The organism is Venatoribacter cucullus, from assembly GCF_016132445.1.
Lineage (GTDB): Bacteria > Pseudomonadota > Gammaproteobacteria > Pseudomonadales > Oceanobacteraceae > Venatoribacter > Venatoribacter cucullus.
Genome location: NZ_CP046056.1, coordinates 443,931 through 458,041 on the forward strand (window position 1 = coordinate 443,931; position 14,111 = coordinate 458,041).

Sequence of the window (14,111 nt, forward strand, 5' to 3'; positions counted from 1 at the left end):
GCTACATTGAATGCATCAGAACAATGACCCAAGCAACCGGCTTGAGAGGTGAGCACTATGTTTATGGATGAAGTGGTTTTTTCCGGATTGATTATTGTCGGCCTGACCTGCGCCTTTTTCGGTGGTGTGTACTGGGCTGTTAAAAAAGATATTGAGAAGCACGGCACTGGCGAATAAGCCGTCTTTTCCGCTCCGTAAGGGGCACCCGATTTTGCGTTGAGTACCTTGCCTCTGGGGCTGATCTGATGGTCATGCCCCTTTTTTTATTCCGCTGTTTTTCTTCTCAGCCGTTGTTTACTGCCTGTTCCGGCGGAGTAGTTTGCCCTGATCCGGTGGCCGTATCAGAGTTGATGACGGGCCAGCAATAACGGCTGGCCGAGGTTCAGGGGCTGTAATTCCTGTAACAGCTGTTGCAGGGCGTCGCCCTCAGGCACCGGGCCTATGCGTACCCGGTGCAACGGCGCCGGATCGGCGCTGGGGCTGATACTTACGGTCCAGCCGGCATCCTGCAGCCGTTGCTGTAATTGCTGCTGCAGGCGTTTGGCGGCTTCGGCATCGCGTAAGGCACTAACCTGTACCCAGCGCTCGGCTTTGGGTTGCGCCGGGCTGATCACTTCAACTTCAACGTCCGCCACCCCCTGACGTTCCATGCCCAGCTTGACTGCTGCGGCATAGGACAGATCAATAATCCGTCCGCCATGAAACGGCCCGCGGTCGTTGACCCGCACCACCACCGATTTACCGTTATCCAGCCGGGTTACCCGCACATAGCTGGGAATGGGCAGGGTTTTATGGGCCGCGGTAAACTGGTAAACGTCGTAAATTTCACCATTGGACGTGGTATGGCCGTGAAACTTCATGCCATACCAGGACGCCTGGCCGCGTTCGCGGTAGTCTTCTGCCGTTGGCAGCAGACGATATTCTTTGCCGAACACCCGGTAGCTGACCGGATTGCCCATGGCACTGCGTGGCTCGGCCTTCGGTGTGGGTTCCGGCAGGCTGTGCACATCGCTGATTGGCCGCGGGGTGAAATCCTGGCGGTGCTGGTAGCGTGACGGGGTGCTGGAACATCCGGCCAGTACCAGCGTAATGCTCAGCAGCAGGGCCAGGCTTTTCAACGCAGAGCCTCGCTCAGCTGGTACACCGCCATCGCGTACATACGGCTGTGGTTATAGCGGGTAATGACATAAAAATTATGTTCCCCCAGCCAGAACTCGGCGCCTTTTTTACCCTGCAGCTGAATCAGGTTGGCGCTGCGGCTGTCGGCACCCTGATTGTGCGTGGGTATGACGCCCAGGGCGCGCAGTTCGGCTACGGTCCATTTGGGCTTCAGCTGGTCATTAACCACGGCCTGATAGTCGTTGCCCTTGACCCGCACGCGCTGAGTAACCGGCTCGCCATTTTTCCAGCCATGACGTTTGAAATAGTTGGCCACGCTGAAAATGGCGTCGGCCGGGTTGCCCCATAAATCACGCTTGCCGTCACCGTCGCCATCAACGGCGTAATGCAGGTAACTGGTGGGAATAAACTGGCCATAACCCATGGCGCCGGCATAGGAGCCTTTGATGCTGTCCGGGTCCAGCTGTTCGGTGCGGGTGAGGGCAAAAAAGGCTTTCAGCTCGCGCCAGAACAGCGGCCGTTTGGGGTAATCAAAAGCCAGCGTGGCCAGCGAGTCGAGCACGCGGTAACTGCCCTGGCGGGTACCGTAGAAGGTTTCCACCCCGATAATGGCGGCAATAATGTGTTTGTCTACGCCGGTCTGCTGTTCCGCCGCATCCAGAATGGCTGCGTGTTCCTGCAGAAAGGCACGGCCAGAGCTGATCCGTTTCCGGGTCAGGAAAATATCCTGATATTCGTCCCACTCTTTTACTTTTTCAGCGGGCCGCGCAATGGCTTCCAGCACCGAATCCAGCCGCTCGGTGCGGGCCAGCCAGGAGCGGATTTCGGCGGCCTCAATATTGTATTCCGCACTGGCTTCGGCAATAAATTCTTCTGCCCGCGGGTGTTGGTGGTAATAGGCCAGAGCCGGCAGCGGGGTAATCAGGGTAATGCTCAGCCCTGCCTGTAACAGCCATGTACGAACAGAATGCATCATCAGAATCCTAGTGTTTATTGTGTGTCACCATCGACATTATCACCCCGAAAGCAGCTAGCAGGCTGATCACCGAGGTACCGCCGTAACTCACTAATGGTAACGGTACGCCGACCACCGGCAGGATGCCACTGACCATGCCGATGTTGACGAACACGTAAATGAAAAAAGTTACCGCCAGACTACCGGACACCAGCCGGGCGAATAAAGTTTCACAGCGCGAAGAAAGGTAAAGGCAGCGCATGATGATAAAAAAGTACAGCGTCAGCAGCAGCAGCACACCGATTAAGCCTAATTCTTCTGCCAGTACGGCAATAATAAAATCGGTGTGACTTTCCGGTAAAAATTCCAGCTGTGACTGCGTACCCTGCAGCCAGCCTTTACCTTCAATACCGCCCGAGCCAATGGCCGTTTTTGACTGAATAATATTCCAGCCGGAACCCAGCGGATCGGATTCCGGGTTCAGAAAGGTCAGCACCCGCTGTTTCTGGTAATCGCGCATCACGAACAACCACATCACCGGCGCAGCGGCAGCCACCAGCGTGGCCAGGGAAAAAATCAGCCGCCATGACATGCCGGCAAAAAACACCACCAGCAGACCGGCGGTGGCAATCAGAATGGAGGTGCCGAGATCGGGCTGTTTCAGAATCATCACCACCGGCATCATCAGGATGATGATGGCCTTGATAATGTCACTGAGTTTGGGCGGTACCGGCCGTTTGGCCATATACCAGGCCACCATGATCGGCAGTGCCAGTTTCATCAGTTCGGACGGCTGGAAGCGCGGCAGGCCGGGCAACTCCAGCCAGCGCTGGGCGCCTTTGGCGCCGACCCCGAACAGCAACACCCCGGCCAGCAGCACCACGCCGAGGCTGTAAGCAAAGGGGGCCAGTTGTTGATAGAAGCGCGGCGGAAACTGCGCAGCGGCCAGTAACACGCCGAAACCCAGTAAATAATGCAACGCCTGCCGTTCAACCATCTCAATGCTGCGGCCACTGCCGCTGTACAGAATCAGCAGGCCACTGGCGGCCAGCAACAGCAACAGCAACAGCAGCGGCAGATCCAGATGAGCGCGGGCAAACAGGGCGCTGCTGCGGCTGAAGCCACTGCCACCCTGGCTGTCATTAATGGTGCGGCTGAAATCTTTATTGGCCATCAGCCCTCTGCGCCTCCGAGGTATTCATAAATAATGCTTTGCGCCACCGGGCCGGCGGTGCGGGCGGCGGATTCACCGTTTTCAATCACCACCGCGACCGCGATTTTAGGGTTGTCTGCCGGTGCGTAGGCAATAAACAGCGCGTGGTCGCGCAGTCGTTCTTTCAGGGCTTCCGAGTCGTATTCTTCATCCTGCTTGATGCCGACCACCTGCGCCGTACCGGTTTTGGCGGCGATGCTGTAGGTGCGGCGCTGATGCAGGCGGTGGGCGGTACCGCGCAGGTCGGTAATCACTTTTTCCATGGCGGTGGTCATGCGGTCCCAGTCGCGCGGGGCTTTCAGCTGAATGTCGGCAATATCGCCGTGCGCCACTTCTACCGGCTGTTCGCCCTGTGCATAAATCAGACGCGGGATCTGCCATTTACCGCGGTTACCCAGCACCGCCGTGGCGGTGGCCAGCTGCAGTGGCGTGACCAGCATATAGCCCTGGCCAATGCCCAGGTTGACGGTATCACCGGCAAACCAGAAGTTGCCGTGGCGGCCACGTTTCCAGTCGCGGTCAGGCAACAGGCCCGGCAGGGCGTTGGGGATATCCAGCGTCATATTACGGCCGAAACCAAACTGCGCCAGAAACGGCGAGATATTGTCGATACCGGCACGCACAGCCATTTCATAAAAGTAGGTATCGCAGGATTCCACCATGGCCCGCTCCATGTTCACCAGTCCGTGGCCGGTGCGTTTCCAGTCGCGGTAAATACGCTCGTCATTGGGCAGCTGATACCAGCCGTGGTCGGTAATGGTTTCACTCCAGCTGGTGCTGCCGGATTCCAGAAACGCCAGCCCGACAAAGGGTTTTAAGGTCGACGCCGGCGGGTATTGGCCGCGGGTGGTGCGGTCAAACAGCGGCAGATCCAGATTGTCGCGCAGGGCGGCGTAGTCGGCGTGGGAAATGCCGGTTACAAAGAGGTTGGGGTCAAAGCTGGGGTTGCTGTAGAGGCTGAGAATGCCGCCGGTTTCGATATCAATGGCCACCAGACCGCCGCGCATGCCCTGCATTTCTTTGCGGGCCAGCTGCTGCAGGCGGATATCCAGATGCAGGGTAATGTCTTCACCGGGAGCCGGATCCTGCCGTTCGATAACCCGGATAACCCGGCCCCGGGCGTTGGTTTCGACTTTTTCGTAACCCACTTCCCCGTGCAGGATATCTTCGTAGCGTTTTTCGGCCCCGGTTTTACCGATAAAGCGGGTGGCGCTGTAGCGGCGCTTGGCCTCCGGATCCAGGTCGAGCTGGTTTTGTTCCTGCTGGTTGATGCGGCCAACGTAACCCAGTACATGGGCGAAATCTTCACCATGCGGATAGTGGCGCACCAGCTGGGCTTCCACATCGATACCGGGCATAAAGTTGCGGTTCACCATAATGCTGGCGATTTCTTCTTCGCTCAGACGGTGTTTCAGCACAATGGGTTCAAATGGCCGGCGGCGCTGGCTGAGGCGGGTTTCAATCTGTTCCCATTCGCGCTCGCTGAAGCCGATCAGTTCATTCAGAAAGGTCAGTGTATGTTGTTGATCCTGAGCCCGCTCCGGGGTCAGGGTAAGGCTGTACGAGGGGATGTTTTCAGCCAGCAAGACACCGTTGCGGTCGTAAATCAGGCCGCGGTTAGGCGACACCGGCCGCAACTGCATGCGGTTGTTTTCCGACAGGTCGCGGTATTTTTCGTGCAGGGTAATCTGCAGGTAAGCCATACGCCAGGCCAGACCGCACAGCAGCAGAAAGATAACCAGGCCCAGGATAATGGCGCGGGAGCGGAACAGGCGGCGCTCCTGGCGTGGATCTCGGAATGAATGCTCCCACATGGTCGGCTCACTTATGGTAAGGATGGCCCTGCAGGATGCTCCAGGCACGGTACAGCTGTTCGGCCAGCAGTACACGCACCAGCGGATGCGGCAGGGTAAGAGCCGATAATGACCAGCGCTGACGCGCCAGTGTGAGCAATTCTGGTGTCATGCCATCGGGGCCGCCAATCAGCAGTGCGACATCGCCGCCCTGCATACGCCAGCCATCCAGCTGTTGCGCCAGCTGCTCGGTGCTCCAGGCGTGGCCTTTCACATCCAGCGCGACCACAAAATCCTGCGGGCGGATGGCCTTACGCAAGGCGTCGGCTTCCTGCTGCATGGCTTTCTCTTTGCTGGTGTTTTTGGCCCGGTGGCCGGGCGCGATTTCGACCAGTTCCAGCGCGCAGTCAGCCGGCAGGCGTTTGGCATATTCTGCATAGCCCTGCTCAACCCAGGCCGGCATTTTATGGCCTACCGCCAGCAGGCGCAGTTTCATGCCTCGGTGGTTCCGCTACCGGGTTCACCCCACAGGCGTTCAAGGTCGTAGAAGTGACGGGCCTGATCGGTCATAACGTGGACCACTACGTCGATCAGGTCGATCAGCACCCAGTCGGACGACGCCCGGCCTTCGGTGCCGTGCGGACGCAGGCCGGCGGCTTTGGCTTTTTCTTCCACATTACCGGCTACGGCGGCGACATGACGGTTGGAGGTACCGGTGGCGATAATCATCCAGTCGGTGACGGAGGTACGGCCGCGGACGTCGAGGACGGTGATATTCAGGGCCTTCAGGTCTTCCAGGGCGTCAATCACCAGGTCTTTCATTTGCTCTGTTTGCATCAGATTCTATCGATAGAGTTGTTGTTGAGAGATGTAATCCAGCACCGCGTCCGGTGTCAGAAAGACGACATTGTCACCCTGCCGGATAGCGCGGCGCAAGTCGGAGGCGGATATATCCAGTTCCGGCCAGTGGTGCAGACAGATCTGACCGGCATTTTGTGCCAGTAATTCGCTGATATTACACTCGCGCTGTTCCAGTTGTTGTTCCTGCCAGTGGCTGACGTGGCGGCTGCCGGGACGGCTGATCACCAGCAGGCTGGCCTGTTCCAGCAGATTCTGGGGCTGGAACCAGTGTTCAAAACCCTGCCAGGCATCCTGCCCCATCACCCAGGTAAAACGCACGCCCGGGTGTTGCTGGCGCAAGGCCTGCACGGTAATGGCGCTGTAGCTGAGGTCATCGCGCTCCAGTTCAATGCTGCTGGGTTCAATACCATCCAGCCGGGTGCAGGCCAGCTGCAGCATGGCCAGCCGTTGTTCGGCGCTGGCCTGGGGTTGCGGCCGGTGCGGCGGAATCCGGTTGGGAATCAGCAGCACCTTGTCGAAGCCCAGATCGCGCAGCTGCACGGCGATGCGCAGATGGCCGATATGCACCGGGTCAAAGGTACCGCCCAGCAGGGCCCAGTGCGGGCCCGGCGCCGGCTGCAGGTTACTGGCGGATTTCGCCATTACCCAGTACCACGTATTTCTGTGACGTCAGCCCTTCCAGACCCACCGGACCACGGGCATGGATTTTGTCGGTGGAAATACCGATTTCCGCGCCCAGGCCGTATTCAAAGCCATCGGCAAAGCGGGTGGAGGCGTTGATCATTACCGAGCTGGAATCCACTTCGGTCAGGAAACGCCGGGCCAGACTGTAATTTTCGCTGATGATGCTGTCGGTATGGTGCGAACCGTAGTGGTTAATGTGCTCAATGGCTTCATCCATGGAATCCACCAGCTTAACCGCCAGCACCGGTGCCAGATATTCGGTATGCCAGTCTTCTTCGATGGCGCTGTTGATGCCGGCCAGTACCGCACAAGTGCGCTCACAGCCGCGCAGTTCCACGCCCAGCCCGGCATAGGCGGCGGCCAGTTCCGGCAGAATGGTGGTGGCAACGGCGCTGTGCACCAGCAGGGTTTCCATGGTGTTGCAGGTGCCGTAACGGTGGGTTTTGGCATTGATGGCAATATTGATGGCCTTGGTCTTATCGGCGTGCTCGTCGATATAAACGTGGCAGATACCATCCAGGTGCTTGATAACCGGTACCCGGGCGTCGCTGCTGATGCGTTCGATCAGGCCTTTGCCGCCGCGCGGTACAATGACATCAACGTATTCGGGCATGGTAATCAGCGCACCCACGGCAGCGCGGTCGGTGGTTTCCACCACCTGCACAGCAGTGGCCGGCAGACCGGCGCTTTCCAGGCCGCTGCGGATGCACTCGGCCAGCGCCCGGTTGGCGGCAATGGCTTCGGAACCGCCGCGCAGAATGGCCGCGTTGCCGGATTTCAGACACAGGCTGGCGGCTTCAATGGTGACGTTGGGGCGGCTTTCGTAAATGATGCCGATCACGCCCAGCGGGACGCGCATTTTGCCCACCTGAATACCGCTGGGGCGGTATTTCAGATCGGTGATTTCACCCACTGGGTCGGCCAGCGTGGCAACCTGCTCCAGCCCTTCGATCATGGCGTCAATGCGGCTGTCGGTCAGTTCCAGCCGGTCGAGCAGGGCGGCATCCAGACCGTTATCGCGGCCATTCTGCATATCCTGCTGATTGGCCGCCATAATAGCGGCACGGTTTGCCCGGATGGCGGCGGCAATGGCCAGCAGCGCCTGGTTTTTGTCCCGGGTGGAAGCGCGGGCCATGGCACGGGAGGCCTGGCGGGCATTCTGACCGAGGGTTTGCATGTACTGGATGACATCCATCAGATTCACCTGAAGCATCGGAAACGGATAAAGTGCGCTAGTATACACGACTACAATAATGATAACGCCACGACCTTCCGCCGCGCCGGAATGGCTTAGTGGGACGGCCGCGCAAGGTTCGCTTTATGGAAAAAACACAGTTTCACACCCTGATTGTGCTGCAGGTAAAAATTATTTACTGCCTGCTGGCGGCGCTGGGGCTGAGCGTTATTGCGGCACTCGACCTGCACGAGGGCCAGTACGGGTTTGCCGCGGTGGCGGCCGGTTTTGCCCTGGGGCTGGTGCTGTATGCCGGTTATATGTTGTTGCGCCGGCGCAAACGCTCATCGCCGTATCCGGAATGGATTATGGTGGGCCTGTTATCAGTGTTTACGTTGTTCGGTATGCACCAGAGCGAACAGGTCGCGCACTGGATTTATTTTGTCCCGGTCTATACCTATTTTTTGTTTCCCTTCCGCGCCGCCAGTATTTTTAATGTGCTGTACAGCATTGTGCTGGTACCCATGGTACTGACCCAGTTTGAGCAGGACAGCCGGCTGCAGATGTTGTTTACCTATGCCGCCTGCTACACCTTTGCCCTGATGTATGCCCTGATCAACGAACGCAACAACCGCCAGCTGGCCGAGATTGTTAATACCGATCCGGTGACCCAGGTGTTTAACGAACATCAGCTGTATCTGGACCTGCATAAAGAAATGACCCTGGCCGACCGCCAGCGCAGCAGTCTGATGCTGGTCGGGGTGGCGACACCGGACGCCTGGCACAGCCTGAATATGGATGATTACGAACAGCGGCTTGGCTATCTGGGCAGCCGGCTGCGCAAGCATCTGCGACAGTACGATGCCTGTTACCGGTTAAACAGTGATGATTTTGTGGTGGTGATGCCGCGCAGTACGGCCGAGCATACGCAGGTGCTGAAAACGCAGTTACTGGAGGCGCTGGCGGGACAGACCCCGCCGGTAATTTTGCCGGTGCATGCGGAAGAATACCGCGCCGAAGACGATCCCCACAGCCTGATCAACCGCCTGATGGAGGGCTTGCATGACCATTGATCTGAGCCAGGAAGAGTTATTACCACGCCTGCAGGTGGTGGTGTATTTACTGGCCGCCTGTGCCGTGGCACTGACGCTTTATGATCAATACCGGCAGGGTCTTTATCCGCTGGTGCTGAGCAATGCCATCGCCATTCCGGCCTTTTTGTTCAGCGCTATTTTTATCTACCTGAAACGTGATCAGCGCGGTTATGAGCGCATTAATTACGCGCTTATTTTTACCCTGGCCGGGCTGGCGCTGTATCAGCTGCCCCATTACCCGTTGCAGATGACGCATTATTTATACGCGCTGCCGTTGTTCAGTTTCTTTTGTCTGCCCTTGCGGGCGGCGACCCTGATCAGCGGGGTGCTGGGTATTATTCTGGTGGCCATGTTATGGCTGGACCGTGGTTTTCTGGTGGCTTTGCGGACGGCGGCTAATTTCAGTCTGTTGCTCGGATCGGCCTGGTGTTTTGCCTATTTAACCCTGCTGAAAGGCTGGTCGCTGAAACGACTGGCGCTGACCGACCGCATTTCCGGTGCCTATAACCGGCGGCATTTTTTTCAGGCCTTAACCCGTGAAATAGCCCGTGGCCAGTCGGCCCGTCAGTCGGTTAGCCTGATTGCTCTGGTGCTGGATGATTACCGGCAGTTAATTGATATACATGGCAGCCGGGAAATGACCGCGTTTCTGCCGCGCTTTGTTACTTCGGCGCAACGCCTGATCCGGGCCGGCGATGAAATTTTCCGGCTGGACGATGACCTGTTTGTACTGGTGTTGCCGGATTGCCACGAAGACGACGCCATTGTGCTGATGGAGCGGGTAAAACGCAGCCTGCAGCAACGCGCCTGGAAACCCTTTGCCGAATTATCCCTGCGCGCGGTGGCGCTGGGGGTGCATACCGGGGAAGAGGCCAGAGATGTGGAAAAACGCTTATTGGCCCGCATACAGAAGCAACAGCGCGCCAGCCTGCAGCTGGCGGCCTTTACCGAATAACGGCCTCAGGTGCGCGCCCGGATCAGCCGCACCAGCGTGGCACTGCGCGCCCGCGGCAAATTCAGGCGCTCATAATACGCCGCCGGGTCATGCACTTCGGTTTTGCTGAAACCATCCTGCCCGAAACCTGCCTGAATGGCCGCATCGCTGGGGTAATGCAGCGGCCACTCGCCGCGGGTAAAAAAGCCCACCAGTTTCTGCGCAAATTTCACATAACGGTAGGACGGGTGGTCGGCAAAGTCCGGATACAGATCGGTCAGGTAGGTGCCGGTGGGAAATTCATGCAGTTCTCTGGCCAGCCGTGACCAGACCTCGCGGATGACCGGCAGCGGAAAGTAATTCACCAGACCTTCAGAAATCACCACGGTTTTGCGCTGTTTATCCAGACTGCCCAATACCGCCTGCAACGACTCTGGGCCATCCTGCTGCAGAATATTGCACGCCTGCACCCGGTGCCGGTCCGGGCGTTGCAACTGCTGCAGCAGCGCCGCTTTACGCGCGGCCATACCGGGCAGATCGGTTTCGATATAGGTAACATGCGGGTAGCGTTCGCTGATGCGGTAACCGCGCGGTGATAACCCCGCCGCCAGTTCAACAATCTGCTCCACGCCTTCCTGTTCAATGAGTTCGGTCAGTAAATGATCCAGAACCTGATGGCGCTGCAGCAGAAAGGTATCAATATGGGCGCCGGCCAACCCTTTCAGCAGGGCATTAACCGGGGTCAGCAGGGCATTGGCCAGCCGGCCCATAGGCGTGACAAACGCGCTGGCCGACAGCCCGTGTTTGTACCAGACGTAGCCGGTGTAGTGGGCACTGATGCTGATGCGCGAGGTGTCGGCAGAGGTGTCTGCCACAGAGAGACTGGTGGTCATAAAATTGCCTGTTTAGTTATTGTTGTCATGGCATAAGCCGGCCAGCATAAAAGGCTGACCGGCGGATGTCTATTCAGCGGCCGGCCGGTGGCTGCAGGGCGCGCACCTCATTACGGGCCTGATTCAGCTGGAATTGCAGGTCAGCGACCTGCTGCTTCAGCGCTTTGCCGGCCTGTACTTCTTGCTGGTGCTGATCAGCAATGGCCTGCAGGCTCTGCTCCGCCTCGCGTACCTGTTGTTGCCAGCGCCGGCTTAACTGCCAGCCCACCAGACCGCCACCCATAATAAAACCGGCCAGTACTGCAAAAATAATACTCATCCCAACTCCTGTGGCAGCGGCGGTCTGCGCCGCTGCAGAAAACTGATAAACTGCGGCCTTTATCTTAAACGACAGGGTAAGACGGTGACCATCGGAGAACTGATCAGCGAGCGCGGTGCGCAGTGGCGGGTACTGGATATGGGGCGGCGCATAGAGGAAGTGCCGGCAGAAATATTTACCGCCTTTGAGCAGCAACAGCAGCCCTGGCCGGTGCCTTACCTGAAGCATGCCTGGGTCGGTATTCTGAGCTGGGATGCGCAGCAGCCGGGCCAGCACAATATCTGGTTTCTGAAATTACCGCTGGATGAACAAAACCTGCTGCAGGCTGCTCCGCGTGATGCCTTTGTGCAGTTTATTCTGCGCAGCGCTGCCGCCCCTGATAAAGAGCACGGCGATGCGCCCTGCAGCTACAAGCCCGACGCCAATCGTATGGCCTATTTTCATGCCCTGGCGTTGCAGACCCTGCAGCAACCGGCCACCGCGTTTTACACCACCGCCCGCAGTTACCTCAGTGGCGATCAGGGCTGGGATAACTGGCAGCAGCTGGGCCTGCAGGGGCTGGCTGAGGTGGTGGCACGGCTGGAGCAGGACCATAACAGCGCCTTGCTGACGGCGGCCTTGCCACATTTGCCGGCGGTGCCGCGCAATGTGCTGCTGGGGTTTCTGGAAAATGCCGCGCCTGATCAGGCCCTGACGTCGGCCATCAATGACGTATTGGCGATGGTGGTCGGCCATCAGCCGACGGTCGCGGATCTGGCCGCCTTTGCCCGGGCCTTATCCAACAGTGTAAATATGGAACAGCGGCGGCAGTTGCTGGCGGTGCTGTTGCAGCATCCGCTGTGCCGCCACGTTGAAGTGCTGGCCGCCATCGGCAGCCGCTGCTGGCGAGACCTGCACGGTGAATTGTTGCTCAGTTATCTGGAAGCGCTGGCGCGCAACGAGCAGGGCAGTGGCGCGTTTAATGCGCTGGTGGCTGACCTGCTGGCGTTACCCGGTTTGCGTGCTCATTTTATGCATACACTGGCCAGTCCGGCCCGCTCGGCAGAACTGGTAACGGCGATGGCGCGCTTGCTGGAACAGGCCCGTGCGGCCGACGGTGGCCGGCTGCAATGAGCGATCTCTGCCCCTGTGGTTCCGGCTTAGTCTACGCCGCCTGCTGCCAGCCGCTGCATCTGGGCCAGCCGGCGGCAACACCGGAAGCCCTGATGCGTTCCCGTTACAGTGCCTTTGTGCGTGAAGATACGGCCTATCTGCTGGCCAGCTGGGATGACAGCACCCGGCCACCCACGCTGGAACTGGCGCCTGCGACGCAATGGCTGGGCTTGCAGATTGTGCACAGCCAGGCCACCGGTGATGACGGTGAGGTTGAATTTGTGGCGCGTTTCCGCGAGGGCGACGAGTGGTTCCGGCTGGACGAAATCTCAGGCTTCCGGCGTGGCGCGGACGGTTACTGGCGTTACCTGGATGGTAATGCCCGTTTTGACCGGCTGCGCCCGGGTCGTAACGATGACTGCCCCTGTAACAGTGGCCGTAAATTTAAAAAATGTTGCGGCTGATTAATCCCGCCGTTGTTGTGCCATGCCGCGCACCAGCATGCCCCAGCTGAGCGCCAGCGCCCCGGCCAGTGACAGCAGCATCATGCCGTTGACCAGCGTGCTGTTGCGCATATAAAAGGTATTGAAGGGTTGTTCATCCGGGCTGCATTGCTGGGTTATTACGTCGTAATTCAGCCCCAGCTCCTGGCATTGAGTGATGGCGGATAATTCCAGTCCGTACAACACCAGCAATAAAATGCCGGGCAGGGCAAACACAATGGCTCCAAGGCGCATTAACATCAGGTATTTCTCCGCAAATAGCACAACAAACTTGACAGGCAGGGCCCATTCTCTGCATCTTACCAGCCAGACAGTGCCCGATAAAACGATAACAAATAAAGCTGCGCCCCTATGAATTCATCAATGCTTAAAACCTTTCTTGCTGCCGCCGCTGTGGCTCTGGCGTTACCCGCCTCCGCTGCCGGCCAGGATCTGGATAAATTGCTGAGCAGTATCAAAGCGGATATTGCCGCCCAGCGGCTGGCCAGCCCGGCGGGCAATAATGCGCTGGAGCGTATCGATGCGTTCCGTGCTCAGGCTCCTTACGATTTCCGCATCGTCCCGCTGGCTTACCAGTGGGGTGAATCCTATGTGGCGCTGGCCAATAAAGCCATTGACGCCAAAGAGTTTGATAAAGCCCAGGCCTATCTGGACCGCGTCTGGCTGGTGGCAGCGTTAACGCCGGGGCTGGAAGAAGTTCAGGATAAGCTGGATAAACTCTATAAACCTTCATCAACGCAGGTTGCCAAAGGCCCCAGTCAGGAAGATCTGGAACGTCAGCGCCGTGCGGCGGCGGCGGCGGCGGCGGAAAAGGCCAGGGTCGAAGCTGAACGCAAGCGTCGTCTGGATGAAGAAAAACGTCAGGCCGAGGCCGACAAAAAACGTGCTGAACAGGATCGTCTGCGCCGTCAGGAAGAAGAACGCCAGCGTCGTGCCGAGGCAGAACAAGCTGAAAAAGCCGCCGCTGCCCAGCGTCTGGCCAATGTAAAAGCCACCGCTCCGGCTGCGGCTCCTGCGGCGCCTGTGGTTGCTGTCCGTGCGGTAACCGCTGCTCCGGCAGCGTCAGAAGCTCCGGCCAGTGTTAAAGAAATTGTGGCGTTATGGAACGATGCGGAAGAATCCTCTGCAGCGCTGGCCACCTATCCGGTGTCGGCGCAGCAACTGCAGGACCGTGACCGGAAAATTTCCGCCTCACTGGAACCGGTCTGTAAAGCCATTATCGATAACGATGCTTCGGTGGTGGTGCACACCGCCGACAAGGCCGACTACCGCTGGCTGACTGTGCGTTTAACCCTGTGTCTGCGTCGTCTGGATAAAGATTTCCGTCTGCGTCACAGCCATCAGGATCTGGCCGAGGCAGCGCCCTTTGTGACTCTGCACCCGCCGCGCGAAGTATCGCTGGTGCGCCAGGTCAGCGACTGATCTGCCCAGCCCGCTCCGGCGGGCTTTTTCTTGCCTGCCGGCCGCCACTCCGGCC

17 protein-coding genes are annotated in these 14,111 nt (G+C 58.6%); 6 read left to right on the forward strand and 11 right to left on the reverse strand.

Annotated features, from left to right (window positions below):
- Positions 1-57: 57 nt before the first annotated feature.
- Positions 58-177, forward strand: coding sequence for a cytochrome c oxidase subunit CcoM (gene ccoM, locus GJQ55_RS13355; RefSeq protein WP_275944434.1), 120 nt, complete (start codon positions 58-60; stop codon positions 175-177).
- A gap of 164 nt (positions 178-341) precedes the next feature.
- Here the strand turns inward: ccoM and GJQ55_RS13395 are convergent, their stop codons facing one another.
- From GJQ55_RS13395 to GJQ55_RS02295, 8 genes are read right to left on the reverse strand one after another with little or no spacing between them, the layout of a single operon-like run.
- Positions 342-1,118, reverse strand: a complete 777-nt coding sequence (locus GJQ55_RS13395) for a septal ring lytic transglycosylase RlpA family protein (protein ID WP_275944427.1) — start codon at positions 1,116-1,118, stop codon at positions 342-344.
- On the reverse strand, positions 1,115-2,095 hold the full coding sequence (gene mltB, locus GJQ55_RS02265) for a lytic murein transglycosylase B (protein WP_228345895.1): 981 nt from the start codon (positions 2,093-2,095) through the stop codon (positions 1,115-1,117). The genes GJQ55_RS13395 and mltB overlap by 4 nt, the downstream gene beginning before the upstream one ends.
- A 7-nt stretch (positions 2,096-2,102) precedes the next feature.
- Positions 2,103-3,248, reverse strand: a complete 1,146-nt coding sequence (gene rodA, locus GJQ55_RS02270; protein ID WP_228345896.1) for a rod shape-determining protein RodA — start codon at positions 3,246-3,248, stop codon at positions 2,103-2,105.
- Positions 3,248-5,101, reverse strand: coding sequence for a penicillin-binding protein 2 (gene mrdA / locus GJQ55_RS02275; RefSeq protein ID WP_228345897.1), 1,854 nt, complete (start codon positions 5,099-5,101; stop codon positions 3,248-3,250). The genes rodA and mrdA overlap by 1 nt, the downstream gene beginning before the upstream one ends.
- Positions 5,102-5,108: 7 nt before the next feature.
- The gene (gene rlmH / locus GJQ55_RS02280; RefSeq protein WP_228345898.1) at positions 5,109-5,576 is read right to left on the reverse strand and encodes a 23S rRNA (pseudouridine(1915)-N(3))-methyltransferase RlmH; all 468 of its coding nucleotides are present in this window, start codon (positions 5,574-5,576) and stop codon (positions 5,109-5,111) included.
- The gene (gene rsfS, locus GJQ55_RS02285) at positions 5,573-5,917 is read right to left on the reverse strand and encodes a ribosome silencing factor (protein WP_228345899.1); all 345 of its coding nucleotides are present in this window, start codon (positions 5,915-5,917) and stop codon (positions 5,573-5,575) included. The genes rlmH and rsfS overlap by 4 nt, the downstream gene beginning before the upstream one ends.
- Positions 5,918-5,923: 6 nt before the next feature.
- Positions 5,924-6,583, reverse strand: coding sequence for a nicotinate-nucleotide adenylyltransferase (gene nadD / locus GJQ55_RS02290; protein WP_228345900.1), 660 nt, complete (start codon positions 6,581-6,583; stop codon positions 5,924-5,926).
- A complete protein-coding gene (locus GJQ55_RS02295; RefSeq protein WP_228345901.1) occupies positions 6,564-7,820 on the reverse strand; it encodes a glutamate-5-semialdehyde dehydrogenase in 1,257 nt (418 codons plus the stop codon). Before GJQ55_RS02295 ends, nadD begins: the two co-directional genes overlap by 20 nt.
- A 125-nt stretch (positions 7,821-7,945) precedes the next feature.
- Between GJQ55_RS02295 and GJQ55_RS02300 the strand changes: the two genes are divergently transcribed.
- Complete coding sequence (locus tag GJQ55_RS02300; protein WP_228345902.1) at positions 7,946-8,872, forward strand: GGDEF domain-containing protein; 927 nt, start codon at positions 7,946-7,948, stop codon at positions 8,870-8,872.
- A complete protein-coding gene (locus GJQ55_RS02305) occupies positions 8,862-9,848 on the forward strand; it encodes a GGDEF domain-containing protein (RefSeq protein WP_228345903.1) in 987 nt (328 codons plus the stop codon). The genes GJQ55_RS02300 and GJQ55_RS02305 overlap by 11 nt, the downstream gene beginning before the upstream one ends.
- 5 nt (positions 9,849-9,853) lie before the next feature.
- Here GJQ55_RS02305 and GJQ55_RS02310 read toward each other — a convergent pair whose 3' ends face one another.
- Entirely contained in the window at positions 9,854-10,720 is an 867-nt protein-coding gene (locus tag GJQ55_RS02310; RefSeq protein ID WP_228345904.1) for a class I SAM-dependent methyltransferase, read from the reverse strand.
- 73 nt (positions 10,721-10,793) lie between these two features.
- Positions 10,794-11,039 (reverse strand): hypothetical protein, encoded by a 246-nt coding sequence (locus GJQ55_RS02315; protein WP_228345905.1) that lies wholly within the window; start codon positions 11,037-11,039, stop codon positions 10,794-10,796.
- A gap of 84 nt (positions 11,040-11,123) precedes the next feature.
- Between GJQ55_RS02315 and GJQ55_RS02320 the strand changes: the two genes are divergently transcribed.
- Together GJQ55_RS02320 and GJQ55_RS02325 are read left to right on the forward strand one after the other, a co-directional pair.
- Positions 11,124-12,152 (forward strand): DUF3549 family protein, encoded by a 1,029-nt coding sequence (locus tag GJQ55_RS02320; RefSeq protein WP_228345906.1) that lies wholly within the window; start codon positions 11,124-11,126, stop codon positions 12,150-12,152.
- Positions 12,149-12,595, forward strand: a complete 447-nt coding sequence (locus GJQ55_RS02325; RefSeq protein WP_228345907.1) for a YchJ family protein — start codon at positions 12,149-12,151, stop codon at positions 12,593-12,595. Before GJQ55_RS02320 ends, GJQ55_RS02325 begins: the two co-directional genes overlap by 4 nt.
- Here GJQ55_RS02325 and GJQ55_RS02330 read toward each other — a convergent pair whose 3' ends face one another.
- On the reverse strand, positions 12,596-12,874 hold the full coding sequence (locus tag GJQ55_RS02330; RefSeq protein ID WP_228345908.1) for a hypothetical protein: 279 nt from the start codon (positions 12,872-12,874) through the stop codon (positions 12,596-12,598). It lies immediately after the preceding gene.
- A gap of 111 nt (positions 12,875-12,985) precedes the next feature.
- On the opposite strand from GJQ55_RS02330, the gene GJQ55_RS02335 reads away from it, so the two are divergent.
- The gene (locus tag GJQ55_RS02335; RefSeq protein WP_228345909.1) at positions 12,986-14,056 is read left to right on the forward strand and encodes a hypothetical protein; all 1,071 of its coding nucleotides are present in this window, start codon (positions 12,986-12,988) and stop codon (positions 14,054-14,056) included.
- Positions 14,057-14,111: the final 55 nt, after the last annotated feature.

Coding starts and splice junctions, on each gene's coding strand:
- GJQ55_RS02330 (WP_228345908.1), bottom strand. CDS start 12,874: ATGTTAATGCGCCTTGGAGCCATTGTGTTTGCCCTGCCCGGCATTTTA.
- GJQ55_RS02315 (WP_228345905.1), bottom strand. CDS start 11,039: ATGAGTATTATTTTTGCAGTACTGGCCGGTTTTATTATGGGTGGCGGT.
- GJQ55_RS02325 (WP_228345907.1), top strand. CDS start 12,149: ATGAGCGATCTCTGCCCCTGTGGTTCCGGCTTAGTCTACGCCGCCTGC.
- ccoM (WP_275944434.1), top strand. CDS start 58: ATGTTTATGGATGAAGTGGTTTTTTCCGGATTGATTATTGTCGGCCTG.
- mltB (WP_228345895.1), bottom strand. CDS start 2,095: ATGATGCATTCTGTTCGTACATGGCTGTTACAGGCAGGGCTGAGCATT.
- GJQ55_RS02300 (WP_228345902.1), top strand. CDS start 7,946: ATGGAAAAAACACAGTTTCACACCCTGATTGTGCTGCAGGTAAAAATT.
- GJQ55_RS02295 (WP_228345901.1), bottom strand. CDS start 7,820: ATGGATGTCATCCAGTACATGCAAACCCTCGGTCAGAATGCCCGCCAG.
- GJQ55_RS02335 (WP_228345909.1), top strand. CDS start 12,986: ATGAATTCATCAATGCTTAAAACCTTTCTTGCTGCCGCCGCTGTGGCT.
- mrdA (WP_228345897.1), bottom strand. CDS start 5,101: ATGTGGGAGCATTCATTCCGAGATCCACGCCAGGAGCGCCGCCTGTTC.
- GJQ55_RS02310 (WP_228345904.1), bottom strand. CDS start 10,720: ATGACCACCAGTCTCTCTGTGGCAGACACCTCTGCCGACACCTCGCGC.
- rlmH (WP_228345898.1), bottom strand. CDS start 5,576: ATGAAACTGCGCCTGCTGGCGGTAGGCCATAAAATGCCGGCCTGGGTT.
- nadD (WP_228345900.1), bottom strand. CDS start 6,583: ATGGCGAAATCCGCCAGTAACCTGCAGCCGGCGCCGGGCCCGCACTGG.
- rodA (WP_228345896.1), bottom strand. CDS start 3,248: ATGGCCAATAAAGATTTCAGCCGCACCATTAATGACAGCCAGGGTGGC.
- GJQ55_RS02305 (WP_228345903.1), top strand. CDS start 8,862: ATGACCATTGATCTGAGCCAGGAAGAGTTATTACCACGCCTGCAGGTG.
- rsfS (WP_228345899.1), bottom strand. CDS start 5,917: ATGCAAACAGAGCAAATGAAAGACCTGGTGATTGACGCCCTGGAAGAC.